Origin of the sequence: Gordonia sihwensis NBRC 108236 (genome assembly GCF_000333035.1) — a bacterium.
GTDB classification, from domain to species: domain Bacteria; phylum Actinomycetota; class Actinomycetes; order Mycobacteriales; family Mycobacteriaceae; genus Gordonia; species Gordonia sihwensis.
Window position 1 is genome coordinate 87,879 of record NZ_BANU01000006.1, and the last position, 24,412, is coordinate 112,290.

General features: G+C 68.8%; 22 protein-coding genes. 11 read left to right on the forward strand and 11 right to left on the reverse strand.

Annotation, left to right across the window (positions count from 1 at the left end; all coding sequences use genetic code 11):
• Positions 1-84: 84 nt before the first annotated feature.
• The 5 genes from glnA (GSI01S_RS04455) to GSI01S_RS04475 all read left to right on the forward strand — a co-directional run bounded on the left by glnA (GSI01S_RS04455) (position 85) and on the right by GSI01S_RS04475 (position 8,349).
• Positions 85-1,422, forward strand: coding sequence for a type I glutamate--ammonia ligase (gene glnA / locus GSI01S_RS04455; protein ID WP_006895243.1), 1,338 nt, complete (start codon positions 85-87; stop codon positions 1,420-1,422).
• A gap of 11 nt (positions 1,423-1,433) precedes the next feature.
• On the forward strand, positions 1,434-4,442 hold the full coding sequence (locus tag GSI01S_RS04460; RefSeq protein ID WP_006895244.1) for a bifunctional [glutamine synthetase] adenylyltransferase/[glutamine synthetase]-adenylyl-L-tyrosine phosphorylase: 3,009 nt from the start codon (positions 1,434-1,436) through the stop codon (positions 4,440-4,442).
• Positions 4,443-4,491: 49 nt separating this feature from the next.
• Entirely contained in the window at positions 4,492-5,598 is a 1,107-nt protein-coding gene (locus GSI01S_RS04465) for an esterase/lipase family protein (protein ID WP_244874918.1), read from the forward strand.
• 124 nt (positions 5,599-5,722) lie between these two features.
• Positions 5,723-6,679 (forward strand): cyclase family protein, encoded by a 957-nt coding sequence (locus tag GSI01S_RS04470; protein ID WP_006895246.1) that lies wholly within the window; start codon positions 5,723-5,725, stop codon positions 6,677-6,679.
• A complete protein-coding gene (locus GSI01S_RS04475) occupies positions 6,676-8,349 on the forward strand; it encodes an AMP-binding protein (protein ID WP_006895247.1) in 1,674 nt (557 codons plus the stop codon). The genes GSI01S_RS04470 and GSI01S_RS04475 overlap by 4 nt, the downstream gene beginning before the upstream one ends.
• Positions 8,350-8,392: 43 nt before the next feature.
• On the opposite strand, the gene GSI01S_RS04480 is transcribed toward GSI01S_RS04475, so the two are convergent.
• Positions 8,393-9,211, reverse strand: coding sequence for a TetR family transcriptional regulator (locus tag GSI01S_RS04480; protein WP_006895248.1), 819 nt, complete (start codon positions 9,209-9,211; stop codon positions 8,393-8,395).
• A 126-nt stretch (positions 9,212-9,337) separates the two neighbouring features.
• Between GSI01S_RS04480 and GSI01S_RS04485 the strand changes: the two genes are divergently transcribed.
• The gene (locus GSI01S_RS04485) at positions 9,338-10,900 is read left to right on the forward strand and encodes an AMP-binding protein (RefSeq protein WP_006895249.1); all 1,563 of its coding nucleotides are present in this window, start codon (positions 9,338-9,340) and stop codon (positions 10,898-10,900) included.
• A 16-nt stretch (positions 10,901-10,916) separates the two neighbouring features.
• On the opposite strand, the gene GSI01S_RS04490 is transcribed toward GSI01S_RS04485, so the two are convergent.
• The 4 genes from GSI01S_RS04490 to GSI01S_RS04505 form a co-directional block, all read right to left on the reverse strand.
• Entirely contained in the window at positions 10,917-11,483 is a 567-nt protein-coding gene (locus tag GSI01S_RS04490; RefSeq protein WP_006895250.1) for an FKBP-type peptidyl-prolyl cis-trans isomerase, read from the reverse strand.
• Positions 11,484-11,494: 11 nt separating this feature from the next.
• Positions 11,495-12,109, reverse strand: a complete 615-nt coding sequence (locus GSI01S_RS04495; RefSeq protein ID WP_039866935.1) for an FKBP-type peptidyl-prolyl cis-trans isomerase — start codon at positions 12,107-12,109, stop codon at positions 11,495-11,497.
• A gap of 149 nt (positions 12,110-12,258) precedes the next feature.
• Positions 12,259-13,269, reverse strand: coding sequence for an alpha/beta hydrolase (locus GSI01S_RS04500; protein WP_006895252.1), 1,011 nt, complete (start codon positions 13,267-13,269; stop codon positions 12,259-12,261).
• A 264-nt stretch (positions 13,270-13,533) separates the two neighbouring features.
• Positions 13,534-14,022, reverse strand: coding sequence for an SRPBCC family protein (locus tag GSI01S_RS04505; RefSeq protein WP_006895253.1), 489 nt, complete (start codon positions 14,020-14,022; stop codon positions 13,534-13,536).
• A 96-nt stretch (positions 14,023-14,118) separates the two neighbouring features.
• Here GSI01S_RS04505 and GSI01S_RS04510 point away from each other — a divergent pair, with 96 nt between their 5' ends.
• On the forward strand, positions 14,119-14,706 hold the full coding sequence (locus GSI01S_RS04510) for a TetR/AcrR family transcriptional regulator (RefSeq protein ID WP_039866984.1): 588 nt from the start codon (positions 14,119-14,121) through the stop codon (positions 14,704-14,706).
• Positions 14,707-14,961: 255 nt separating this feature from the next.
• Here the strand turns inward: GSI01S_RS04510 and glnA (GSI01S_RS04515) are convergent, their stop codons facing one another.
• On the reverse strand, positions 14,962-16,395 hold the full coding sequence (gene glnA, locus GSI01S_RS04515; protein WP_006895255.1) for a type I glutamate--ammonia ligase: 1,434 nt from the start codon (positions 16,393-16,395) through the stop codon (positions 14,962-14,964).
• 292 nt (positions 16,396-16,687) lie between these two features.
• Here glnA (GSI01S_RS04515) and GSI01S_RS04520 point away from each other — a divergent pair, with 292 nt between their 5' ends.
• On the forward strand, positions 16,688-17,221 hold the full coding sequence (locus tag GSI01S_RS04520) for an RDD family protein (RefSeq protein WP_006895256.1): 534 nt from the start codon (positions 16,688-16,690) through the stop codon (positions 17,219-17,221).
• 6 nt (positions 17,222-17,227) lie between these two features.
• Here the strand turns inward: GSI01S_RS04520 and GSI01S_RS04525 are convergent, their stop codons facing one another.
• Positions 17,228-17,845 carry a TetR/AcrR family transcriptional regulator gene (locus tag GSI01S_RS04525; protein ID WP_006895258.1) on the reverse strand — a complete coding sequence of 206 codons (618 nt, stop codon included), beginning with the start codon at positions 17,843-17,845 and terminating at the stop codon, positions 17,228-17,230.
• A gap of 119 nt (positions 17,846-17,964) precedes the next feature.
• On the opposite strand from GSI01S_RS04525, the gene GSI01S_RS04530 reads away from it, so the two are divergent.
• The 3 genes from GSI01S_RS04530 to GSI01S_RS04540 are packed head-to-tail and all read left to right on the forward strand — an operon-like array spanning position 17,965 to position 21,346.
• Positions 17,965-18,924 carry an SDR family oxidoreductase gene (locus GSI01S_RS04530; RefSeq protein WP_081598073.1) on the forward strand — a complete coding sequence of 320 codons (960 nt, stop codon included), beginning with the start codon at positions 17,965-17,967 and terminating at the stop codon, positions 18,922-18,924.
• Positions 18,921-19,853, forward strand: coding sequence for a patatin-like phospholipase family protein (locus GSI01S_RS04535; protein ID WP_006895260.1), 933 nt, complete (start codon positions 18,921-18,923; stop codon positions 19,851-19,853). The genes GSI01S_RS04530 and GSI01S_RS04535 overlap by 4 nt, the downstream gene beginning before the upstream one ends.
• Positions 19,850-21,346, forward strand: a complete 1,497-nt coding sequence (locus GSI01S_RS04540) for a flavin-containing monooxygenase (RefSeq protein ID WP_006895261.1) — start codon at positions 19,850-19,852, stop codon at positions 21,344-21,346. The genes GSI01S_RS04535 and GSI01S_RS04540 overlap by 4 nt, the downstream gene beginning before the upstream one ends.
• Here GSI01S_RS04540 and GSI01S_RS04545 read toward each other — a convergent pair.
• The 4 genes from GSI01S_RS04545 to GSI01S_RS04560 all read right to left on the reverse strand — a co-directional run bounded on the left by GSI01S_RS04545 (position 21,332) and on the right by GSI01S_RS04560 (position 24,354).
• Positions 21,332-21,835 (reverse strand): nuclear transport factor 2 family protein, encoded by a 504-nt coding sequence (locus GSI01S_RS04545; RefSeq protein ID WP_039866938.1) that lies wholly within the window; start codon positions 21,833-21,835, stop codon positions 21,332-21,334. The two genes, GSI01S_RS04540 and GSI01S_RS04545, sit on opposite strands and share 15 nt — an antisense overlap.
• Complete coding sequence (locus GSI01S_RS04550) at positions 21,832-22,719, reverse strand: LLM class F420-dependent oxidoreductase (RefSeq protein WP_006895263.1); 888 nt, start codon at positions 22,717-22,719, stop codon at positions 21,832-21,834. Before GSI01S_RS04550 ends, GSI01S_RS04545 begins: the two co-directional genes overlap by 4 nt.
• Positions 22,719-23,510, reverse strand: a complete 792-nt coding sequence (locus tag GSI01S_RS04555) for an SDR family NAD(P)-dependent oxidoreductase (RefSeq protein WP_006895265.1) — start codon at positions 23,508-23,510, stop codon at positions 22,719-22,721. Before GSI01S_RS04555 ends, GSI01S_RS04550 begins: the two co-directional genes overlap by 1 nt.
• Positions 23,511-23,598: 88 nt before the next feature.
• Positions 23,599-24,354 (reverse strand): DUF4191 domain-containing protein, encoded by a 756-nt coding sequence (locus tag GSI01S_RS04560; RefSeq protein WP_006895267.1) that lies wholly within the window; start codon positions 24,352-24,354, stop codon positions 23,599-23,601.
• Positions 24,355-24,412: the final 58 nt, after the last annotated feature.

Genomic DNA, 24,412 nt, shown 5'->3' on the forward strand with positions numbered 1-24,412 from the left:
GCCCGTCGTGACAAGCCCTGGCGCGCGGGCGCGGGTCCGCGCGTGTGTAACACGCGCGTAACCGCGGCCCTCTAAGGTTCGGGTATGGACCGCCAACAGGAATTCGTGCTGCGCACCCTCGAAGAGCGGGACATCCGCTTCGTCCGACTGTGGTTCACCGACATCCTCGGCTATCTGAAATCGGTGGCGATCGCGCCGGCCGAACTGGAAGGCGCGTTCGCCGAGGGCATCGGTTTCGACGGGTCGGCGATCGAAGGCTTCTCTCGCGTGTCCGAAGCCGACATGGTGGCCAAGCCCGACCCGTCGACCTTCCAGATCCTGCCGTGGCGCGACGAGGGCGACCTGTACTCGGCGCGCATCTTCTGCGACATCACGATGCCCGACGGTTCGCCGTCCTGGGCCGACCCTCGCAACGTGCTGCGCAGGCAGCTCAACCGTGCGGCCGATCAGGGGTTCACCTGCTACGTCCATCCGGAGATCGAGTTCTTCCTGTTGAAGGACAAGCCGATCGACGGCACGCCGCCGATTCCGGCCGACCGCGGCGGCTACTTCGATCAGGCGTTCCATGCCCTGGCGCCGAACTTCCGCCGCCACGCGATCGACGCGCTGGAGGCGATGGGCATCTCGGTGGAGTTCTCGCATCACGAGGGCGCGCCGGGGCAGCAGGAGATCGACCTGCGTTACGCCGATGCGCTGTCGATGGCCGACAACGTCATGACCTTCCGCTACCTGGTGAAGCAGGTGGCCTTCAGCGACGGGGTCCGCGCCACCTTCATGCCCAAGCCCTTCAGCGAGTACCCGGGCTCGGCGATGCACACGCATATGAGTCTGTTCGAGGGCGACACCAACGCCTTCCACAATCCCGACGACCCGATGCAGCTGTCGACGGTCGGCAAGCAGTTCATCGCGGGGATTCTGAAGCATTCCGGTGAGATCAGCGCCGTCACCAACCAGTGGGTGAACAGCTACAAGCGCCTCATCTACGGCGACGAGGCCCCCACCGCCGCCACATGGGGCGGCGCCAACCGCTCGGCGATGATCCGGCTGCCGCTCTACACGCCGAACAAGGCGTCGTCGCGCCGCGTGGAGATCCGGACACCCGACTCCGCGTGCAATCCGTACCTGACGTTCGCGGTGCTCCTGGCCGCGGGCATGAAGGGGATCGAGAACGAGTACGAGCTGCCGGACGAGGCCGAGGACAACGTCTGGGCGCTCACCGAGGCCGAACGTCGCGCGATGGGCTACCGCGAGCTCCCTGGCTCACTCGCCGATGCGCTCGTCGAGATGGAGAAGTCGGAACTGGTGGCCGAGACGCTGGGTGAGCATGTCTTCGACTACTTTCTGCGCAACAAGCGCGCGGAGTGGAACGCGTACCGCGGCCGGGTGACGCCGTACGAGCTCGAGAACTACCTGCCGCTGTAAGGGAGGCACGTGTGACTGTTTCCCGTGGCCGTTCCACCGTCCCCAGCCCCGGCCGCCTCGGTCTGCTGCAGCCCGAGGCGCGCGCGCGTCTGGCCTCACTCGGCTGGACCGAACCGGAGCACATCGACCTGTTGTGGTCGCTCTCGCGGGCGGCCGACGCCGATCTGGCCCTCGCCGCGCTGATCCGGCTCCGCGACGCCGACCCCGACGCCTGGCCGGAGATCAGCCGGCTGATGGCCCGTAACAAGCATTTCCGGGGGCGTCTGCTCTCCGTGCTCGGCGGGTCGGACGCGCTGGGCGACCACGTGGTCGCCGAGCCCGGCACGTGGCGGCTGCTTCTCGACGACGAGCTGCCGGACGAGATCGCGGTCCGCGAGTCGCTGCTGAGCGCGGTGGCCGCGACCCCCGAGCCGGGCGCGGACGAACGCGGAGATCTCCTGTACCGCGCCGGGGTCACCGGTCCGGACGCGGTAGCCGCGCTGCGCTGCGCCTACCGGGACCAGTTACTCGTCCTGGCGGCACACGATCTGGCGGCGACGGTCGAAGACGAGCCCGTCCTGTATCTGCCCGAGGTGGGGGCACGCCTGTCCGATCTCGCCGACGCCGCACTGACCGCGGCCCTGGCGGTGGCGATCGCGACGGTGCTCGACGAGGATCCCCTCGAGATCGATCTCGCGGTGATCGCGATGGGCAAATGCGGGGCGCGCGAACTGAACTACGTCAGCGATGTAGACGTGGTCTTCGTCGCCGAGCCGGCGGACTCGGTGTCGGCGCGCATCGCGGGGGAGATGATGCGCATCGGCTCGTCGGCGTTCTTCGACGTCGATGCGGGACTGCGGCCGGAGGGAAAGCGCGGCGCCCTCACGCGGACGCTGGAATCGCATGTGGCGTACTACCGTCGGTGGGCCAAGACCTGGGAGTTCCAGGCGTTGCTGAAGGCCCGCCCGATGACGGGATCGATGAAGCTCGGCGCCGCCTACATCGAGGCCACTTCGCCGATGGTCTGGGACGCGTCCGAACGAGACGACTTCGTACCGGAGGTGCAGGCGATGCGCCGCCGGGTCGAGGCACTGGTGCCGCCGGAGGAGAAGGCTCGCAATCTCAAGCTCGGGCGCGGCGGACTGCGCGATGTGGAGTTCGCGGTGCAGCTGCTCCAGATGGTTCACGGCCGCGTGGATCCGGAATTGCACGTCCAGTCGACCGTCGACGCTCTCGCCGCGCTCACCGACGGCGGGTACATCGGGCGTGACGACGGCGCGAACTTCTCGGCGTCGTACCAGTTCCTGCGGATGCTGGAGCATCGCCTGCAACTGCAGCGGCTGCAGCGCACTCATCTGCTGCCCGATCCCGACGACACCGCGGCCATGCGGTGGTTGGCGCGGGCGGCGCACGTGCGGCCCGAGGGCGACAAGGACGCGACCCAGGTCCTCGGCCGCGAGCTGCGCAAACAGCGGACCCGGGTCCGGCAGCTGCATGAGAAGCTCTTCTACCGTCCGCTGCTGGAGTCGGTCGCCCGACTCGACAAGGGGGCGCTGCGGCTGTCGGACGAGTCGGCCAAGCGTCAGCTCGCCGTGCTGGGCTGGGCGTTCCCCGATCGCGCGCTCGCGCACATCCGGGTGCTCGGATCGGAGCCGGGGCGCAGCGGCCAGATCCAGATGCTGATCCTGCCGAGTCTGCTCGAGCACATCAGCGACACCCCCGATCCCGATGCCGGCCTGCTGAACTACCGCAGGCTGTGCGACGAGGTGGTGGGCGTCGACTGGTTCCTGCGCCTGCTGCGCGACGACGCGGTGGTCGCCGAACGGCTGATGCACGTTCTCGGCACCAGCGAGTACATCGCCGACCTCCTGATGCGCTCGCCCGACGTGATCCAGCTGTATTCGACGGGGGCGACCGGACCCAAGCTCACCGAGGTCGATTCGGCCGACGTGGTGAAAGGTCTGGTCGCCTCCACCATGCGGGCCACCGACCTCGACCGGGCGATCGCCGTGGCGCGGTCGCATCGACGCGCCGAACTCGCGCGGATCGCCTCGGCCGATCTGCTCGGGCTGATGTCGGTGCAGGAGGTGTGCCGGGCGCTGTCGACCGTCTGGGCGGCGGTGCTCGGCGCGGCGCTCGACAAGGTGATCGCGTCGACGCTGGACCGCGGGGCGCGGGCGCCGGCCCGGATCGCCGTCATCGGGATGGGCAGGCTCGGCGGTGGCGAACTCGGCTACGGGTCGGACGCCGACGTGCTGTTCGTGTGCGAGCCGGCCGACGGCGTCGACGAATCGGAGGCGCTGCGCTGGGCGCAGACGGTGGCCGACCAGGTCCGCAGTCTGCTGGGGACGCCGAGCGCCGATCCGCCGCTCGAGGTGGACGTCGGTCTGCGGCCCGAGGGGAAGAACGGGCCCATCGTCCGGACCCTCGGATCGTACGAGGCCTACTACCGCCAATGGGCCCAGCCGTGGGAGGTGCAGGCGCTGTTGCGCGCCCACTCGGTGGCCGGCGATTCCGACCTGGGGCTGCGCTTCCTCCACATGATCGACGTGACGCGGTACCCCGAGGGCGGGGTGTCCGCGGAGGCTGTTCGGGAGATCCGGCGCATCAAGGCCCGCGTCGACTCCGAACGACTGCCGCGCGGCGCCGATCCGGCCACTCACACCAAACTCGGCCGCGGCGGGCTCGCCGACGTCGAGTGGACGGTGCAGTTGATGCAGTTGCGCTACGCGCACAAGTACCCGCAACTGCACAACACGTCCACGCTCGAGACACTCGAGGCGATCCGGGAGCTGGAGCTGCTCACCGAGGACCAGGTGGACATGCTGGCGGACGCCTGGCTGACCGCGACCAAGGCGCGCAACGCGCTCGTGCTGGTGCGCGGCAAGCCGGTCGATCAACTGCCGGGGCCGGGGCGCGCTCTGCGATCGGTCGCGTACGCTGCGGGATGGCCGCAGGACGAGGCGCAGGAGTTCCTGGAGCACTACATGCGGGTGACGCGGCGAGCGAAGGCCGTCGTGGTGGAGGTATTCGAGAGCTGATCGACCCGGCCCACGGAGTCGCGGCCGGACGAGAGGCGTGCTGCGAGACGTGAGCATTCTGCACCGAGCGTGGGGCCGACCGGTCGCCGATGCGATCACCGCGGGTATCCGCGCCGGCCAGAAGGCGGCCGCGCCGGCGTTGCGTGCGGTGCAGACGCTCGCGCAGGCTCTGCCTCTCGACCTGCTCGTGGAGGTCGGCAGCGAACGGCAGCGCGCGTCCAACCGGGTGGTCTACGACTTCTTCTCCGGAATCGGTCCCGAACTGGCGCATCCCGGCGGATCGCTGCCGGGCGCGAATCGGTGGGACGTTCCGTGTGATCCGGAGCATCCGGTTCCGGTGATCCTCGTGCACGGCACGGCGGGCGTTGCGCAGACCAACTGGGGCACGTACGTTCCGCTCCTGGTGGGTGCGGGATTCTCGGTGTTCACGCTCACCTACGGAGCCACGGAGGGCGCCAGGTGGCCCATCTCCGCGCTCGGCGGCATGCGCCGGATCGAGGACAGCGCCGCCGAGTTCGGCCGATTCGCCGAGAAGGTGATGGCATCGACGGGAACCGACCGCATCGACGTGGTGGGGCATTCGCAGGGCACGCTCGTCCCGGCGTACTGGGCCAAGTTCCTGGGCGGGGAGGACCGGATCCGACGATACGTCTCCCTCGCCCCCTTGTGGCAGGGGACCTCGACTTTCGCCCGCGCACGCCCTGTGGCCGCGCAACTCGAGCGCCGGCTGGGGATCGATCCGAGCGCGGTGATCCCATGTCATGCCTTGCCGCAGATGATGCAGGGGTCGACGTTCCTGCGCCGCCTGAACTCCGGCGGCAGTCCGTACGTGCGCGGGACCGCGTACACCAACATCTCCACGGTTCACGACGAACTGGTGCGCCCGTACACCTCGGGGCAGGTGGAGGGCGGACCCGGTCACGACGTCACCAACATCGTCCTGCAGGACGGGTGCGGCAAGGACTTCTCCGACCACCTGGGCATCTGCGGCTCGCCGCGCGCCGCGGCGATGGTCGTCAACGCTCTCGAGGGCCGCGACGTGCGCGTGGTGCCCTGCCGGCTGGTGGCGCCGTTCTTCGGCTCGCCGCTGCTGCGCCGAACCGGTGGGGCCCCGGAGTTCATCACACCGTTCGCTCCGTCGCGACGGGATCGCTGACGTCGGCTTTCACGCGATTCCGCGGCGAAGCCTTGACATCTGGAAGAAGAGGGGTGATTGTAGTCACACCTGAACAAACCGAACGCTCGGTAGTGAGTGTTCAATTCTGGAAGGTGTGACTCCCATGACCGATGCTCCCGACCTTACCGATCTGCTGGCCGACGCACCGTCCAACTGGGGCAAGTGGGGCCCCGACGACGAGGTCGGATCGTTGAACTACCTGACCCCGGACCAGGTTCTCGCGGGGGCGTCGGAGATCCGGAAGGGCGAACTGTTCACGCTGCAGCGGCTCATCGGAGACCCCGCCGGCGATCCGGTGTGGCCGGGCCGCAGTCCGGCCACCCGCGAGATGATCTTGGACGAGTCGCACTGGGACGAGGGCGGCGACGGGCCGGCGTTCCCGGGCGGATTGCACTACGCCGACGACAAGCTGAACGCATTCCTGCAGGGGTCCACGCAATACGACGCGCTCGGCCACGTCTGGTACGACGGCAAGATCTGGAACGGCTTCGACGCCCGCACCACCATCGGTGGCCTCGACAAGGCGAGCGTGGAGCCGATCGCCCAGCGCGGTGTCGCGGGGCGGGCGAATCTGCTAGACATGGCCCGATTCCGCGGGAAGGACTATCTCGACCCGGGGGAGACGTTCACGCACGAGGATCTGATCGCCTGCGCCGAAGCGCAGGGCACGCCGATCGCCGAGCGCGACATCCTCATGATCCGGACCAACCACCTGCAGTTGTTCTTCGAGAAGGGAGACGCCTTCTACGAGGACTTCTGCGAGTCGGGACTGGTGTACTCGCCGGAGCTCGTCGAGTGGTTCCAGGAGATGGAGATCCCGAACCTGGTCACCGACACCATCGCCAACGAGGTGACCTTCGACCCCGACAGCGGAGTCGCGCTGGTGCTGCACAACGCGCTGATGCGCAATCTCGGTATCGCGTTCACCGAGATCTGCGACTTGGAGCGACTCGCCGAGGACTCCGCGGCGGACGGTCGTTACACGTCGTTCTACGTCGCGGCCCCGCTCAAGATCCACCGCGCCACCGGTGCCCCGGTGAACCCGGTGGCGATCAAGTGAGCGCGTACACCGACCGTCCCTGGCTCGCGCGGTATCGGGCCGGTACGCCGACGGACATCACCGCGGAGAACGCGTCCGCACTCCAGATCTTCATGAGCGCCGCCGCCCACGCTCCTGACGCTCCGGCGATCAAGTACTTCGACGGAGTGCTGACCTACGGCGAACTCGACGCGGCCGCGGACGCGCTCGCCGGTGCACTGCGCGCCGACGGCTTCACGGCCGGGGATCGCTTGGCGGTCTACGTGCAGAACAACCCGGCGTTCGTGATCGGACTCCTCGCGGCGTGGAAGGCCGGCGGATCCGCCGTGGCCGTCAACCCGATGAATCGACAGCGAGAACTCGCCTACCTCCTCGAGGATTCGGGGGCGACGGCGCTGCTGACGCTGAACACTCTGTACGACGAGGTGGCCGCGGAGGTCATCGCGGGCGGCACGACCGCCGTCCGCACGGTGATCTCGGTGTCGGCGCTCGACGGTCAGTCGCGCGACGACGACCGGGTGCTCGGCGACCAGAGCGCCGACGTGCCGGTCGGCACCCGTGCCCTGTCGGCGATCATCGCCGAGCACGACGGCACTCCCGTGACGCCGACGGCGCCGTCTGCGGACGATCTGGCGGTCTTGACCTACACGTCCGGTACCACTGGAAAACCCAAGGGTGCGTTGAATACTCACGGCAACCTGGCGTTCAATGCGCAGACCTACCGGGACTGGATCGGGCTCACCGGTGAGGACGTGGTGCTCGGCGTCGCGCCGCTGTTCCACATCACCGGTCTCGTGGGCCACGTGATGCTCGCTCCGCTGCTCCGGATTCCGCTGGTCCTCACGCACCGGTTCGCGCCCGCGGTGATGGTGGACGCCGTGCGCGAACACCGTCCGACGTTCACCGTCGGTGCGATCACCGCCTACATCGCCCTCGCCGACTCCGGCGGCGCGCGGCCGGGTGACTTCGACTCGCTGCGGGCCCTGTACTCGGGCGGCGCGCCGATCGCGCCCGCGGTGGCCGATCGTCTCGAATCGGTGTTCGGTGCGTACATCCACAACATCTACGGCCTCACGGAGACCAACTCACCGTCGCATGCGGTGCCCTTCGGAGTGCGGGCGCCGGTGGACGGCGAGTCCGGGGCCCTGTCGGTCGGGGTGCCGGTGTTCAACACCGTGGTCCGGGTCGTCGACGACGACGGTGAAGACCTGCCGGTGGGTGCGATCGGCGAGTTCGCGACCTCGGGGCCCCAGGTGGTGCCGGGATACTGGAACCGTCCGGACGCCACCGCCGAGTCGATTCCCGGCGGTGAACTGCGCACCGGCGACGTCGGCTTCATGGACTCCGACGGCTGGTTCTACCTGGTCGATCGCAAGAAGGACATGATCAACGCATCCGGTTACAAGGTGTGGCCCCGTGAAGTGGAAGACGTCTTGTACGGTCATCCGGCCGTCGCCGAGGCAGCGGTGGTCGGCGTGCCCGACGAGTACCGGGGGGAGACGGTGAAGGCCTTCGTCTCCCTTCAACCGGGCAAGGCCGCCACCGGCGAGGAGATCGTCGAGTTCTGCAAGTCGCAGATGGCGGCCTACAAGTACCCGAGATCGGTGGAGATCCTCGACGAACTGCCGAAGACCGCGACCGGCAAGGTGTTGCGCCGCACGCTGCGCGACCAGGCGGCCGCGCGCGCCTGAACGGCGTCGCCCCGCGCCTGTCGGCGGTCGGGTCCCGACCGGCTCAGCCCGGCCGGGACCCGACGCCGTCGAGTCCCGCGAGACGGAGACCGAAACGGCGGTAGCGGACCGCGATGTCGGCGGGATCGTCGATGCGCTCCAGCCGGCAGACGCCGGTGCAGAGGTCGAGGACGGCGCGCGCGGTCGCCGCGGAGTCCTCGTCGTCGCCGTCGGGCAACTGCGCGCGGACCACCTCGAGCAGCCGCCCCGACACCGCCTCTATTCGCGGCCGGTCCGCGGGGTCGAGGTTGGCACGGTCGGTCACGACGATCCGCATCACGTCGCGCCGAACCGCGGCGAACAGCGCGACCGCCTCGCAGACGTTGCCGAGTGCGAGCACCCGGTCGTCGACGTCCGCGGCGGCCTCGACGTGTGCCGCGAGCTCGGTGTACGCGAGGTCGAAGACGGCGGTGAGCAACGACTGCTTGCTCGGATAGTGGTGATACACGCCGGCTGCGCTGAGTCCGGCCGCGGCCGCGACGGTCCTCATGGTCGCGCCGTGATATCCGGTCTCCACGAAGCAACCGATGGCCGCGGCGAGGGCGGGGTCGATCTCGCGGTCGGGATAGTCGCGCCAGTCGAACTCCTTGGCCGCGTCGGCCGGCTGTGGTGACTGGAGCTCGGTGAGCGCGGTGATCGTCGTGTCGAGTTCGGCGGCGATGGCCGCGAGCCGTTCCGGTGAGGCCGCGGTCTTGCCGGTCTCGATCCCGCTCATCGTCCCGACGCTGACTCCCACGCGACGGGCGAGCTCTCGCATCGAGATCCCGGCGAGCTCGCGAGCCGGCCGGATCATCAGCTGCGCGCGGGCGCATGGATCGGGCATGGGGTCAACGGTAATAGGCCGCAACGGTTCCGGGGCGCGACCGGGCCGCGAAAGCGACCTTGTCCCGGTTGCCGCCGCTTACAATCGCGGGTGCGGGCAACCAGCGACGAATGAGGGCGCGAACTGATGATCGACGACGGATCCGACCTGCCGAGGCCGACATCCGGGCTCACGATGTTCCACGAAGCGGTCGCCGCCGGCTCCGGCCGTCCGCTGATCCGCTACTTCGACGGCGTGCTCACGATGCGCGACGTCGACAGGCATTCGGATGCGCTCGCGCACCACTTGATCGGACAGGGATTCTCCTCGGGCGACCGGCTGGCCATCCTCACGCAGAACAGCCCCGCATTCGTCATCGCCCTCGTCGCCGCGTGGAAGGCCGGCGGGATCGCGGTACCGCTCAACCCGATGAACACCCGGCGGGAGACGGCGTTCGCGTTGGTCGACACCGGTGCGCGGGCGCTCGTGTGCCTCGACGAGTTGTACGCCGCGGGTGCGCAATCGGTGATCGCCGACGGCGACACCGATGTGCGGACGGTGGTGCTGACCTCGATCGGCGACTGGGCGGCGAAGACCGACCCGGCGCCGGGATCGCTGCCCGCGCTGCCGTGGTCCGGCCCGGTGCGCGGCGCCGATCCGGGCCGCGACGACCCCGCTCTGCTGCTGTACACGTCGGGCACCACCGGAGTGCCGAAGGCCGCTGTGGTGACCCACGGCAACCTCACCGCGGGCGCAGAGCTGTTCCGCCGGTGGACGACGATCGGCTCCGATGACGAGATCCTCGGGATCACTCCGCTGTTCCACGTCACCGGAATCGTCGGCCACGTGGCGCTCGCGCTGCGTGTGGGGGCGCCGCTGATCCTCGCGCACCGGTTCGATCCGCCGGTGCTGGTGCGCGCGCTGCGCGAGCATCGGCCGGCATTCGTGATCGGCGTCATCAGTGCGATCGTCGCGCTCGCCGAGGAAGCCGACGGTCCCGACGACTTCCGGTCCGTGAAATGGCTCGCGACCGGCGGTGCGCCGGTGTCGGCGGACACCGCCGCACGGGTGGCCGAACGCACGGGCACCGAGCTCAGCATCGTCTACGGGCTCACCGAGACCACCTCGCCCGCGATAGCGACGCCCGTGGGGCGGCTCGGGCCGATCGACCGCGAGTCCGGCGCACTGTCGATCGGGATGCCGGTCGCGGCCACGCGCTGCCGAATCCTCGACGACTCCGGAGAGCCGGTCGGCCCAGGTGTCATCGGCGAGGTGGAGATCGCCGGACCGCAGGTGAGCCCCGGGTACTGGCAGGACGGTTCGATCGTCGGCGGCCCGGGCGACGGCGCGCTGCGGACCGGCGACATCGGCTTCCGCGATACGGACGGGTGGGTGTTCCTGATCGACCGGCGTAAGGACATGATCACCACCGCCGGCTACAAGGTCTGGCCGCGCGAGGTGGAGGAGGTGCTCTACCGCCATCCGGCGATCGCCGAGGCCGCCGTCGTCGGAGTGCCCGATGACACACGAGGCGAAGTGGTCAGCGCCTTCATCGCCTTCGAATCCGGGGCCACCGCCACCGTCACCGACATCGAGGAGTTCGCGGCGGCTCAGCTCGCGGCGTACAAACGTCCCCGCAGCATCACCGTGCTCCCTGCCCTGCCGAAGACGGCCACCGGCAAGGTGCTGCGCAGACGCCTGCGCGGATGAGCCGACCGAGGCCGGTTCAGCCCTGTGCCTCCAGGATCTTGAGCCCGAAGACGATGGTGTCGCCCTTGTTGATGGAAGCGCCCGGATTGCCGTCGGGATAGCCGTCGGCGGAGGGGATCACCACGCCGACGGTGGAGCCGACCTTCTGGCCGACGAGGGCCTGACGGAAGCCGGGAACCACGCCGGAGGCCGGGAACTGGGCCGGCTCGCCTCGCTGGTAAGCGCTGTCGAAGACCTGACCCGTGGTGCCGTTGACCCCCTCGTAGCAGACGGAGACGGTGGTCGCGTCGGTCACCTCGGAGCCATTTCCCGCGATGAGCGTCTTCACCTGAGTCTTGTCGACCTTGAACGGTGTGGTCAGGGTGATCGCCGGCGCAGCGTTCTTCGCGTCGTCGGTGACGGTGAAAGCGGCCTTGCCCTGCACGCCGTCGACGGTCCACGAGGGCGCTCCGGAGACGTTCTGCGGCGTCGGCGCGCAGCTCGTGGTGTCGGCGGCCGAGCTGTCGCCGTCGTCGGACGAGCACGCGGTCAGGGCGAGCGCGGAGGCGGCGAGGGGAAGGAGGACCAGTGCCTTGAGCTTCATGGTCGATCAGCCTATCCGTCGGTCGCCGAGGCCGGTTCCGCAGCCATGATCTTGAGGACGAACACGATGCTGTCTCCGGGCTTGATGGTTCCGTCGGGACTGCCGTCGGGGTATCCGTCGGCGGAGGTCATCACCACTGCCACCGAGGCGCCGACGCGCTGTCCGACGAGCGCTTTGCGGAAACCCGGAACCACGCCGTCGGCGTGCAGGCGGGTGGGCGTGCCCTTCTGGTAGGAGCTGTCGAAGGTCTGGCCGTCGCGGCCGTCGACGCCCTCGTAGCAGACGTTGACGATGGAGGCGTCCGTGATCTCGTCGCCGGTTCCCGGTGCCAGTGTCTTGACCTGGGTCTCATCGACGCTGAACGGCGGGGTGATCTTGATGAGCGGCCCGGCGGTATCGGTGGAGGCGGCGATCTCCGCGCTGCCCGTCGCACCCATCACCTGCCACTGCGGTCTGGTGTCGGCCGGCGGATCGGCCTCCGGGCACATCCCGCCGTCCATTGTCGGACTGGGCGTGGTCACGTCGAGGCTGGTCTGCGCGCTGCCCGCGGTGTCGTCGGAGGAGCATCCGGCCACGGCCAGCAGGGCCGCCGCCGCGGGGACCAGGAGGAGAGACTTGCGCTTCATGGGCGACGACACTAGCAGCCCGGACTGATAGGTTCCTGGGCCCGGACGTGGCACGAAAACGTCGGTGGCACACCTCACGCAGAGCGGCGGCTCGGAGTCCCCCGACAGGACTCCGAGCCGCCGCCCGCACGTGTGGTGCCCGGTTCCGGTCAGGCTCCGATGGCCTTGGCGATCATCGGCCAGGACGAGTGCAGTTCGCGCTCCCAGTAGCCCCACGAGTGGGTGCCCTGCGGATGCAGTTCCACGCGGGCGGGGATCTTCAGCTGCGCCAGGCGTTGCGCCATCTGTTGGGTGCAGACGTTGGTGGCGGCTTCGATGGCGCCGCCGAGAACCACCCGGTCGGCCAGCGAGACGCCCTGCGCCGCGGTGCTTCCGGGCTCGATCGACTCGTCCTGCCCGGGGAGCCCGGAGTTGGAGGAGAGATAGATCTGGGTGCCGCGGAGCTTCTCGGCGTTGAGGTACGGATCGTTCTTGCGCCAGCCGGGGCCGTCGTACGGTCCCCACATATTGCGGGTGTCGGCCTTGCCTCGGCTCTCCACCACCGTGCGGATGTACTGCTGGCCGACCTTGTCGCTGGTGCGAGCGCAGCCGCTGTACGAGGCAGTGATCTTGTACAGCGCCGGCGCGGCGATGGCGAGGTTCAGTACCGATGTGCCCGCCATCGAGATGCCCGCGATGCCGTTCTTTCCGCTGGTCTTGAACCTCTTGTCGAGCAGGGGAGGAAGCTCCTTCGTCAGGAAGGTCTGCCACTTCTGCTTGCCGAGGACCTCGTCGTCGCGCTCCCAGTCGGTGTAGTAGGAGAACATGCCCTTGAGCGGGGTCACCACGTTGACGTGCTTGGTGCGGAAGAACTCGACGTAGTTGGTGCGCAGGGCCCAGCTCGCGGAGTCCTCGCCGCCGCCGGCGCCGTTGAGCAGGTACAGCACCGGAGCCGGCTTGCGGGTGTCGGCGGGCCGCAGGACGTCGAGCGGGATGTCGCGCTGCATCGACTGCGAGTAGACGGTGACCACTTTGTGCTGCGGGGTGGCACCGTCGGCCACCGACACGATGTGGGAGGGAGCCGTGGCGGACGCGGACGCGGCCATGACCGTCGTACCGGTCGCAGCGGCCGTCAGGGTGAGCAGGCCGGCGAACAGACCTGCCAGGGAACGGATCTTCATACGAGTTCTTTTCACTTCCGTGAGCGACGCGAGCCGCTGCGGTATCGGGGGGCCGGGAGGGCGCCGGAAGGAGACGCCGATCGGGACCGGCGGACTCGCAGTAAGTTGTAGCACCGCGGACGGCGGTGGTTGCGCGCACAGCGCGCCGGAAGGCACAGAAACAGCGCTGGTGTCGCGGGACCGGTCACGACCCGTTCAGTCGGGCACACGCGCGAACAATCGCACGCGACAAGGCTGGGGAACCGACTTGCCGGTGGCCTCGGATCAGGTGGTGCGGTCGGACTGTTCGGCGGCGGCCTTGATCGCCTCGAGCGTCTGACGCATTCCGGCGCGCAAGACCTGAGTGAAGGCTTGCTGTCCGCCGAGGTACTTCTCGGTGAGTTCCCGTGAGTAGTCGGAGATGCCGGCCGGTGTCTCGCGCCGCTGGCTCAGGCGCGTCTGGCCCTTGGGTAGGGGAGTGGTCTGGAACGACCAGACGACCCAGTTCTCCTCGATCCGGAAGGCGATCTCCTGCTCAGGCTCGAACCGCACGATCGTGCTGTGGGTTGTCCACTTGAGGTCGCCTTCATGGTTGAGATGTGTGAACTCGGCACCGAGCTCGATCCGGTCGAAGCCTTCGCGCAGCCGCACGGAGTCGACCTGGGGACTCCACTGCGGCATGCGGCGCAGGTCGCTGATCAGTTCCCAGACCTGTTCCGGGGTGGCGTCGATGTCGATGGTGTCGTGCAGGAGCTCTGCGGAGGGGACGGGCACGGAGGGTCTCCAAACTATACGTTCGATCGGACGTGTTGTTGTGGAGCGTAGGTAGCGCCGATGGTTCGCGTCAAGTCGGTCGCATATTCTCGGACCATGACGTCGGACTCGAAGGTCGACGGGCGCCGTGCGCGTGGAGATCTCACGCGTCGCACCGTCGCGCGGAAGGCGGCGGAGATCGCCACCACCCATGGGCTCGACTCGATCAGCGTCGGGTCGCTCGCGGCGGCGACCGGGTTGAGTAAGAGCGGGATCCTGACGGTGTTCGGTACCAGGGAGGCGATCCAGGTGGCTGCTGTCGCCGAGGCGCGCGCGATCTATCTGGAGGCGGTTGTGGCTCCGGCATGGGGACATGAGCCGGGCAGGCCGCGGTTGCGGGCATTGTTGGACTGCTGGGTCGCCTACCTGCGGGCAGCGGTCTTCCCCGGCGGCTGCTTCATCGTCGCGAGTACGGCCGAGTACGGGCGCCGTGAGGGTGACGTAGCGGACGCGGTGCGTGCGTTGAAGCGTGAGTGGCTCGATCTGCTGGAGTCCGAGTTGCGAGAGGCGGGGGTCGCTGACCCGGCCGGGGACGCGTTCCGCATCGACGCCTACCTGTGTGCGGCGAACGTCCACCGCGAACTCTTCGGAAGCGAGGAGCAACTCGACCGAGCGCGAGACCTGGCGCTCGATCTCATCGGGTAGGCCGGCGCGGGCACCTGCGCACGTCTGTCTCGGCACTGTTCATGCGCGGCGACATCGAGCCCGGTCGACGGTTCGTCGAGCAGAGGGAACGGGGCTCGTCACGGATGGACGTGAGCCCGAGCGGGTGGATCGGCTCTGTCATCGCCGGACTCAGACGAGTCGACCCGCTCGGCGATCGGGAAGGTGATCGCGGAGCGGGTCGAGGGGACTGCGGGCTCTACTGCGTACCGAAAAGGCGTAGCAGCAGGTCAGACGTCAGCAGTCGTAGTACAGGTTGAACTCGTACGGGTGCGGGCGGATCTGGATCGGCTCGATCTCGTTCTCGCGCTTGAGTGCGATCCAGGTCTCGATGAGGTCCTCGGTGAAGACGCCGCCGTTGGTCAGGTAGTCGTGGTCCTGCTCGAGGCGATCGATCACGGCAGACAGCGAGGTCGGTGCCTGCGGGATGCCCTTGGCCTCCTCCGGCGGGAGCTCGTAGAGGTCCTTGTCGACCGGCTCGTGCGGCTCGATGCGGTTCTTGATGCCGTCCAGGCCGGCCATCATCATCGCCGCGAATGCCAGGTACGGGTTGCCCGAGCTGTCGGGGCAGCGGAACTCGATGCGCTTGGCCTTCGGGTTGTTGCCGGTGATCGGGATGCGCACACAGGCGCTGCGGTTGCGCTGGCTGTAGACGAGGTTGATCGGAGCCTCGTAGCCCGGAACCAGGCGCTTGTAGGAGTTGATGGTCGGGTTGGTGAAGGCCAGCAGCGACGGAGCGTGGTGCAGGATGCCGCCGATGTAGTAGCGCGCGATGTCCGACAGTCCGGCGTAGCCCGACTCGTCGTGGAACAGCGGCTTGCCGTCCTTCCAGAGCGACTGGTGAGCGTGCATGCCCGAACCGTTGTCGCCGAAGAGCGGCTTCGGCATGAAGGTGACCGACTTGTTGTTCTGCCACGCGGTGTTCTTGATGATGTACTTGAACAGCTGAACGTCGTCCGCGGCGTGCAGCAGCGTGTTGAAGCGGTAGTTGATCTCCGCCTGGCCGCCGGTGCCGACCTCGTGGTGGCCGCGCTCGAGGGTGAAGCCCGAGTTGGTCAGGTTGGTCGACATCTCGTCGCGCAGGTCGACGTAGTGGTCGTACGGGGCGACGGGGAAGTAGCCGCCCTTCTGGCGGACCTTGTAGCCCTTGTTCGGGGTGCCGTCGGGGTTGGTCGGCGACGCGGCGTTCCACCAACCTGACTCCGACTCGACCTCGTAGTGGGTCGAGTTCATCTCGGAGCTGAACGAGACCGAGTCGAAGATGTAGAACTCGGCCTCCGCGCCGAAGAAGCAGGCGTCGGCGATGCCGGTGGAGGCGAGGTACTCCTCGGCCTTGCGCGCGACGTTGCGGGGATCGCGGCTGTAGGCCTCGCGGGTGAACGGGTCGTGAACGAAGAAGCTGATGTTCATCGTCTTCGCCTTGCGGAACGGGTCGATCCGCGCGGTGGCCGGGTCGGGGAGGAGCATCATGTCCGACTCGTCGATCGACTGGAAGCCGCGAACCGACGAACCGTCGAATGCCAGGCCCTCTTCGAAGACGTCCTCGGTGAATGCTGCTGCGGGGATGGAGAAGTGCTGCATCGTTCCCGGCAGGTCACAGAAGCGGATGTCGACGTACTCGACACCTTCGGCCTTGATCCCCTCGAGCAGTTCCTCGTTCGTGTTGTACACGGTTCGCCTGACTCCTTCTTGGTGAAGATCCGGTCAGAAACTCTCTGACACAGAACCCGTGCCACCCTCGCGAGGGCAGCACGAATCTCGGCAACCAGAGTACGGAGATGACGTTGCTCGTGCGCTAAACCAATGTTTCCCCCGTGTTACACCGATGGCCGGCGCGTTACGAAAGACCGCGTCGCGCGCACGGCGGTGTGGTCGGAGTCACGTTATTGGGGTGCACGGGGAAGCTGGCTACCATGGCATTCATGACCGTGGTATTCATGACCGTTTCCCGAGGGGCCCAGTAGTGGCGCGCGCGACGAGTACGTGGCTGTCGGGGCCGCAGTTCCCGGGTGCCACGGAGAACGAGTACCGCGGGCAGGATCTCGGGTTGCCGCAGGACGGACCGGGCGCTCTCGCCGGCGGGTGGCTGCGCGTGGTGGGGTTGCTGTTCGACTGGCTGATCGCCGGCGGCCTCGCGATCGTGATCGTCGGCGTGCGGCCGGCTCAGGAGATGGCGTCGAGTCTGGAGATGACCATGCGTGCGGCGGCGACGCCGCAGTTGATCATCTGGTTCGTGATCGGTGTGCTGGCGGTGGCCTTCTTCGGCTTCACCCCGGGGCAGTTCATCGCGGGCACGCGGGTGGTACGGGTGGATCTGGGCAGTGATCGCGGCGCCGCGGAGGCTCGCGGGGAGACGCCGAGGGCCGCGGTCGGGCCGATTCGGGCCCTCGGCCGCCAAGCGATTCTGATCTTCGTGGTGCCGGCACTCATCAACGACTACAACGGTCGCGCGATGCACGACCGCGCGACCGGAACGGCCATCGTCCGCACGCGCTGAGTCGACTCACCGGCCGAACGCCGACCGGATCAACGCGATGCCGGGTTCGACGGACACGGCCGGGTCGATGGCTCGTTGGATCCCGAGCCCGATTCCGGTGCTGAGAATCAGGTCGGCGATCTCGTCCCGCGTGGGCACCGGATTCGAGGTGTCCGCCGCCGCCTGGTCGATGAGCGGCGAGAAGTCTCCGAGAACGGTTTCGAGAAGCCCGGCCAGGGCGTCGCGCGCATCCTCACGCAGGGAGACGATCATCGCCTTCTGTTCCGGATGATGCCGTGAGAGCACCGCGAACTCCATTTCGAGCATCGTCCACTCCACGTCGCCGATGGTGCGGCGCACCCACGCTGCGAAAGCGTCGAGCATCCCGTGCAGGTCGGTGCTCTGTTCGACGATGCCGCGCAGCTCGTTCAGCTTCTCCCCGTGGATGTCCTCGAGCACGGCCCGGCAGAGCGTCGGCTTGTCCTTGAAGTTGGAGTACACCGCGCCCTTCGAGAAGCCCGCCGCCTCGGCGATCGCATCGAGGCTGGTCGCCGCGTAGCCGGCGTCGAGGAACTGGGTGCGTGCGGTGGCGAGAAGAGCCGCTCGGTTCCGCTCCTTCTGGTCGGCGCGGCTGATCCTGGCCATATCGGACCTCCTCATTTCAGATACCGAAGGTATTGACATACCGATGGTATCTGAACGATCATCGGTGCCATCATCCAATGGCAAGATCCGAGAGAAGGTGGGCCGTGAGGCTGTCCGAGATGCTGAGCGAGTTGGTTCCGGGGTCGTACGCGCGGTCGAATCCGCGGATCGAGCCGCCCGGCGCCGTCGTCGTAGTCACCGGTGGGGCGCGGGGGATCGGCGCCGAGATCGCCCGACAGTTCGCGGAGGCGGAGGCGACGGTCTGGATCGGGGACGTGGACGCCGACGTCGCCGCTGACACGGCTGGCGTCATCGACGGTGCGCGGTCGGCGGTACTGGACGTGACCGACGCCGTCTCCTGGCGTGAGTTCGTCTCGAAGGTCCTCGACGAGTGCGGGCGCATCGACATCCTGGTCAACAACGCGGGTGTGATGCCGGTGGGCGCGTTCCTCGAGGAGTCGGAGGCCACCGCCGATCTGATCCTCGACGTCAACGTCCGGGGCATGCTGAACGGGATGCGCGCCGTCCTGCCTTCGATGCTCGGCGAGGGGAGAGGCCACATCGTCAACATTGCGTCGATGGCCGGAATGCTGCCACTGCCGGGAATGGTCTCGTACAACGCCAGCAAGTTCGCCGCCTACGGCGCCTCGCTGGCCGCCCGCCGCGAATACGACGGCACGGGCGTCACCGTGTCCGCGATTCTGCCCGCAGCGGTCCGCACCGAGCTGGCTTCCGGAGCGGACCTCGGAGGCGTGCTTCCCACCGTCGACCCGCAGGATGTCGCCCGTGCCGTGGTCCGCACGGTTCGCACGCGAGCGGCCCGCACGTCGGTCCCCGGATGGGTGCTGCCCGGATGGTCGATCGCCGACCTGTTCGTCCCGGAGTCGGTGGAACGCGTCGCGCGCACTCTGGCCGGACACGGTCAGGCGCTGGCCCTGGACGCCGCGGAGCGATCGGCGTACCTCGCACGGATCGCGAGGCAGGCGAGCGATCACGCGGCGGGCGGCCACTCCGGCGGCACGGTGGTCGACGGCGCGGTAGTGGACTCTGCGGGCACGAGCGAGGTGCGGGCGCGATGACGAAGACGGCCCTGGTGATCGGATGCGGCGGGACCATCGGCGGAGCGTGGGCGATCGCCGCCCTCGACGAGCTGACTCGGCAGACCGGTTGGGACCCGGCGGAGGCGACGGTGCTGCAGGGCACCTCCGCCGGTGCGGAGATGGTGACGATGCTCGCCGGCGGATTCACTGCCGCCGACCTCGCAGACATGCAGGCCGGTCGGGCCACCAGCCCGATTCTCCGGGCGCACTCGGCTGCCACGCCCCCGAGCCTGCCTCCGCTGCCGCGTCCGGCGCGACCTCGACCCTCGACGCTGTGGACCAGGCGCGGCGGTCACGCCGCGCTGACCGGCATCGCTCCCCGCGGGCGCGGTGATGCCTCCTGGCTTCAGCGACTCGCGGACGCGGTGACCGCGGACTACGGCCGACTGCCGCATCCCGGCGCGCGCATGGTCGCGTACCGCGTGGACGACGGCGCGCGCGTCGCGTTCGGTGCTCCGGGTGCACCGAAGGCCGGCGCAGGCGAGGCGCTGCGCGCCTCGTGGGCGATTCCCGGATGGATGCCCCCGGTGGCGATCGAGGGCCGCGAGTACGTCGACGGCGGGGCCGCGTCCACCGCCTCGGTGGATCTGGTCGCGCGAGACGAAGCGGATCTGATCTACCTGATCACCCCGATGGCGTCGGCGCCGTCCGTGCGGGCCCCCGGAATCGGCGGACTCGCCGAACGAGCTCTTCTCCGGCGGCCGATGTCGGCCGTGCTCGACGCCGAGATCGCAACCGTCCGTCGACGCGGGACCGAGGTGGTCCACATCGCCCCCGGTGCGGCAGACATGGCCGGTCTCGGATGGAACTTCATGAACCGGGATCACCGGGAGCGCGCATTCGACGCCGCGCGATCGACCGTGGCCGAGGCCGTCGCCCGGGCTCTTGAGACTCGGGCCGCGCTGTGACGGCCCGCCGATCGCCGCGGATCGTCGTCATCGGTGCGGGGATAGCCGGCATCACCACGGCACATGTCCTGCAGGAGGCCGGGTTCACCGACTTCACCGTCTACGAGAAGGGCGACGACGTCGGCGGGGTATGGCATTGGAACCACTACCCGGGTCTCACGTGCGACGTGCCCTCGCAGCTCTACCAGTTCGGATTCGCACCCAAACCCGATTGGCCCAAGATCTGGGCCAGTGGTCCGGAGATCCAGCGGTATCACCGGGACGTCGTCGAACGCCTGGGCTTGAGCGACCGGATCCGGCTGAACGCCGAGGTCGTCAGCAGCGTCTTCGACGACGCCACCGGTCGGTGGACGGTCACTCTCGCTGACGGGGAGACGGTGGACGCCGACTTCGTCGTCTGCGCCACCGGGGTGCTGCACAACCCGTCGATCCCCGACATCCCCGGGCTCCACAGCTTCGCGGGACCGGTGGTGCACACCGCGCGTTGGGACGACGACGTGCGCACCTCAGGACAGCGGATCGCGGTGATCGGCACCGGCTCCACCGGCGTGCAGGTGGTCTCCGCGCTACAGCCGGAAGCCCGGGAACTGCTCCACTTCACCCGGACCCCGCAGTGGATCCTCTGGGCGCCGATGTCGTTGCCGCAGTTGCCCTTCGCGGACACCGTCCTGGCCGCGTCGCCGCGCCTGCATCACGCGCTGTACCGAGGCCTGCTGTGGGGGTCGGGAATTCTGGCCGACATCGTCCGCAAAGACACGTGGCGCCGCCGAGCCGTTCAGGCCTACGCGCGGCTGTCGCTGCGCGCGCAAGTCCGCGACAGCGACTTGCGGGCCGACCTGACGCCCGACTACCAGCCGCTGTGCAAGCGGCAGGTGGTGTCGGGCACCTACTACCGTGCGATCACCGCCGGCAACGCCGACCTCGTGACCGAGTCCATCACCGAGGTCCGGCCGGAGGGGATCGTGACCGCCGACGGGCGGCTCCACGAGGTGGACGTGATCATTCTGGCGACCGGCTTCCGCGCGCACGACTACATGCGCCCGATGACGGTGGTCGGCCGCGGCGGACTCACGATCGACGAGGCGTGGCGGGACGGTCCGCGGGCGTACCGGATGACGGCGATCCCGGGCTTCCCCAACCTGTTCACCGTCCTTGGACCCAACTCACCGACCGGCTCGATCTCCCTGCAGTACACGGCCGAGAAGACCGCACGGTACCTGGCGCAGTGGTTCGACCTGTTCCGGAACGGAGAGGTGGACCGGATAGAGGTCACCGAGGAGGCGACGGCCGAGTTCAACGCCCAGGTGGCGGCGGCGTCGGAGACCACGGTGTGGAAGACAGGCGGATGCGATTCCTGGTACCTCACCGAGTCCGGTGCGGTGGACCTGTGGCCGTTCGACCGCGCGACGCTGTCGAGGATGCTCGCCCGGCCCGACCGGTCGCACTTCCGGCTCGGTGCGGATGAGCCGCTCGGCGACTCAGCTGCTCTCTGACGTCCGGTCGAGGCCGTGGGAGGCGAGCAGCGCGCGCACCTCGTCGGATCCGTCGACCTTGCGTGCGGTGCGCTGGGCCACCCGCCACCCGTCGGGGGTGCGGGTGAGCGCCCAGTGATTGACCGTCGCACGCAGCACGGTGAAGGTGTCCCTGGCGGGGTCGCGCAGGAGCAGCTGCGAGTAGCTGACGACGCTCGCACGGTCGCCGTCGATCCGGATCTGCGGCGCGCTCATCACGTGACTGCAGCCGCGGTGGATGAGCCCCTGGTGCGGATCGCCGGTCACCATGTCCGCGATCTCCTGCGCACCGGAGAGCCTGCCGGTGTCGACGTCGTACACGCCGTCCTCGGTGAAGAGAGCGAGCACGTCGTCGACCGACCCGGTGTCGATCGCGGGACCGTAGCGGTAGACGAGATCGGTGATCGCGAGCCTGTCCTCCACGAGGCGCAGCCGGGTCTCGAGAGCCTCGAGCCGCTCGTCGACATTCATCGGGGGCCCTCCGCCGCGGGGCTGAACACGGCGCCCTGCGCACGGGCGAGGGAGTGGAGTGCGTCGAGCTGGTCGGTGTAGTGATCCAGACCGGTGGCGGCGATGGATGCTGTCACGATCGTCGCGCCGGCCGCCTGCAGCGAGTCGAGACGGCTCCGGACCCCGTCCGGATCGCCGAGCGGGTCCACCGGACCGCTGGGCAGCACCACGTCGAATCCCTCCGGGGTCTCGACGCGCGACAGCATGGTGGCGACCTCGTCGGGCGACAGGGCGAACGGGCTGAACCCGTCGCCGAGTTCCACGGCGCGGCGCAGGGCGCGACCGCTCCGGCCGCCGACCCACACGGGCACCCGGTCCTGCACAGCGTGCGGCTCCACCGTCACGCCGCCGTAGGAGTAGTACGGGCCGGTGTGCGACGGCGTGCCGGTCGGGAACGCCGACCGGATCGCGGCCAGCGCGTCGTCGGCGCGGGCGCCGCGGCCGTCGAACTCGGCGCCCAGCAGCTCGAACTCCTCCTGCAGACTCCCGACGCCGACGCCGAGGACGAGCCGTCCGCCGGAGACCTGGTCGAGGGTGCCGTAGCGCTTGGCGACTTCGAGCGGATGGTGATAGCCGAGAACCAGCACGCTGGTCGCGAAGCGGATCTGGCGGGTGATGGCCGCGAGGTACCCGAAGGTCGCGAGCGGATCCCAGTACACGCCGCCCCGGACCGCGGCCACCTCGTCCGGCACCGCGACGTGTTCGCTGCAGGTGAGGTGGTGGAAGCCGAGGGCGTCGGCCACACGGGCGGCCGTCGCGATCTCAGCGATGCCCGCACCCTTCTCCCAGTCCTGAGTGGTCGGCGGGTAGGCGGTGACGACGGGCAGACCGAGTCCGATGCGCATCACCGCTGACCGACCACCTTCGCGATCACGTCGGCGGACGCCTGAACGATCGCGGCGCGATCGGGCCCCGACTGCCGCTGAACCGACCTCACATTGTTTTCGGTGATCCAGACCGGGCCGTCGGCCAGATGGGCCAGACCCTCGGCGGCGACATCGTCGGGCTCGGACACCGGGATGCCGGGGTTGTCGAAGTTCAGGCCGCGGCGCTCCATCGCGGGGGTCCGGGTGAGTCCGAGCACCAGGTGCACCACGTCCACGTTCTTCGGCTTGCACTCCACCCAGAGACCTTCGGTGAAGACCCGGAGGAAGGCCTTCGACGCGGCGTAGGCGCCTTCGCGCGGTGAGCCCGTGTAGCCGGCGACCGATCCGGTGGTGATGACTCCGCCCCGGCCGCGCTCCACCATCGCCCGCGTGTAGTGGTGCAGGAGCGGCAGCTGGCGCAGGACGTTGAGCGTGACCACCTCGTTGTGGCGCGCGAGGTCGCCGTCGACGAACGAGTGCCCGTACGTGTTGGCGCCGGCGTTCATCACCAGGAGCCCGATCTCGAGGTCGGCGGTCGCGTCGATCAGCCGTTCGGCGGCGTCCTCGTCGAGGATGTCCAGAGCGACCGTGCGCGAAGGTGCGCCGAGCGCCTGCACCTCGCCGGCCACCGCCTCCAGACGCTCGGCGTTGCGGGCGGCGAGCACGACTCCGAACCCGTCGGCGGCCAGGCGCCGGGCGAACGCGGAACCGACTCCCTCGGAGGCTCCGACGATCAATGCCCAGGGGCCGTAACGGTTCAGATCGGTCATGTCAAAGCTCCTCGTTCGAGTCGGAATCGCCCGACATTCGCACGAGCGCGATGCGGGCGGTAGGGCGGTGTTCCACCGGCCGGGAGGTTCAGGCCCCGCGGCGACGGGTGGTGCGGCTGACGCTGCGCATCTTGGCGCCCTGCGGCATCGGGCCCTTGGGCATGGCGGCGCCGGCGCCGCCCTTCGCCTTGAGCGCGGACAGTCGGCCCTCGAGCGCGTCCATCCGCTTGCGGTCGATGTTGCTCGGGAGTTTGCGGATGTGGCGTTCCAGCTTCGACAGCGGCACCTGGCCGTCGCCGTCGCCGACGAGGATCTCGTAGATCGGGGTGTCGCCGACCACGCGGGCGGCCTTCTTCTTCTCCTGCGCCAGCAGCGGCTTGACGCGAGTGGGGGAGCCCTCACCGACCAGGATGACGCCGGGCTTGCCGATGACGCGGTGCACCGCGTCGAGATGCGAGGTGCCGGTGACGGCCTGCTGTACCCGCCACTGCCCACGGATGTTGCTCAGAGCCCAGCCCGCGGCGCCCGGCTGGCCCTCGGCCTTCTTGTAGACGCTCCGCTGAACGCGCCGGCCGAACAGAACGAAGGCGAGCAGCGCGCCGAGGATGACGCCGAGCGGCAGGGTGATCCAGAGATTGTGGAAGACGAACTGGCCGAGCAGGCCGAAGACCAGCGTGGTGCCCAGGACGGTGGCGACCATCAGCGGGATGAGGGCCTTGTCCTCTTTCCGCTGCATCTGGAACGCCTGCCAGATCTGCTGCCGCCGTTCCCTGCTCGCCGCTTTGCGAGCTGCCTTAGCAGCCTGCTTCGCCTCTTTGCTCGACTTGTCTTGCGCCTTAGCCATGAGTGCCAGTCTACGGTGCACACCGAGCGCGCCGACGCAGTGTCGACGGCGCTCGGGT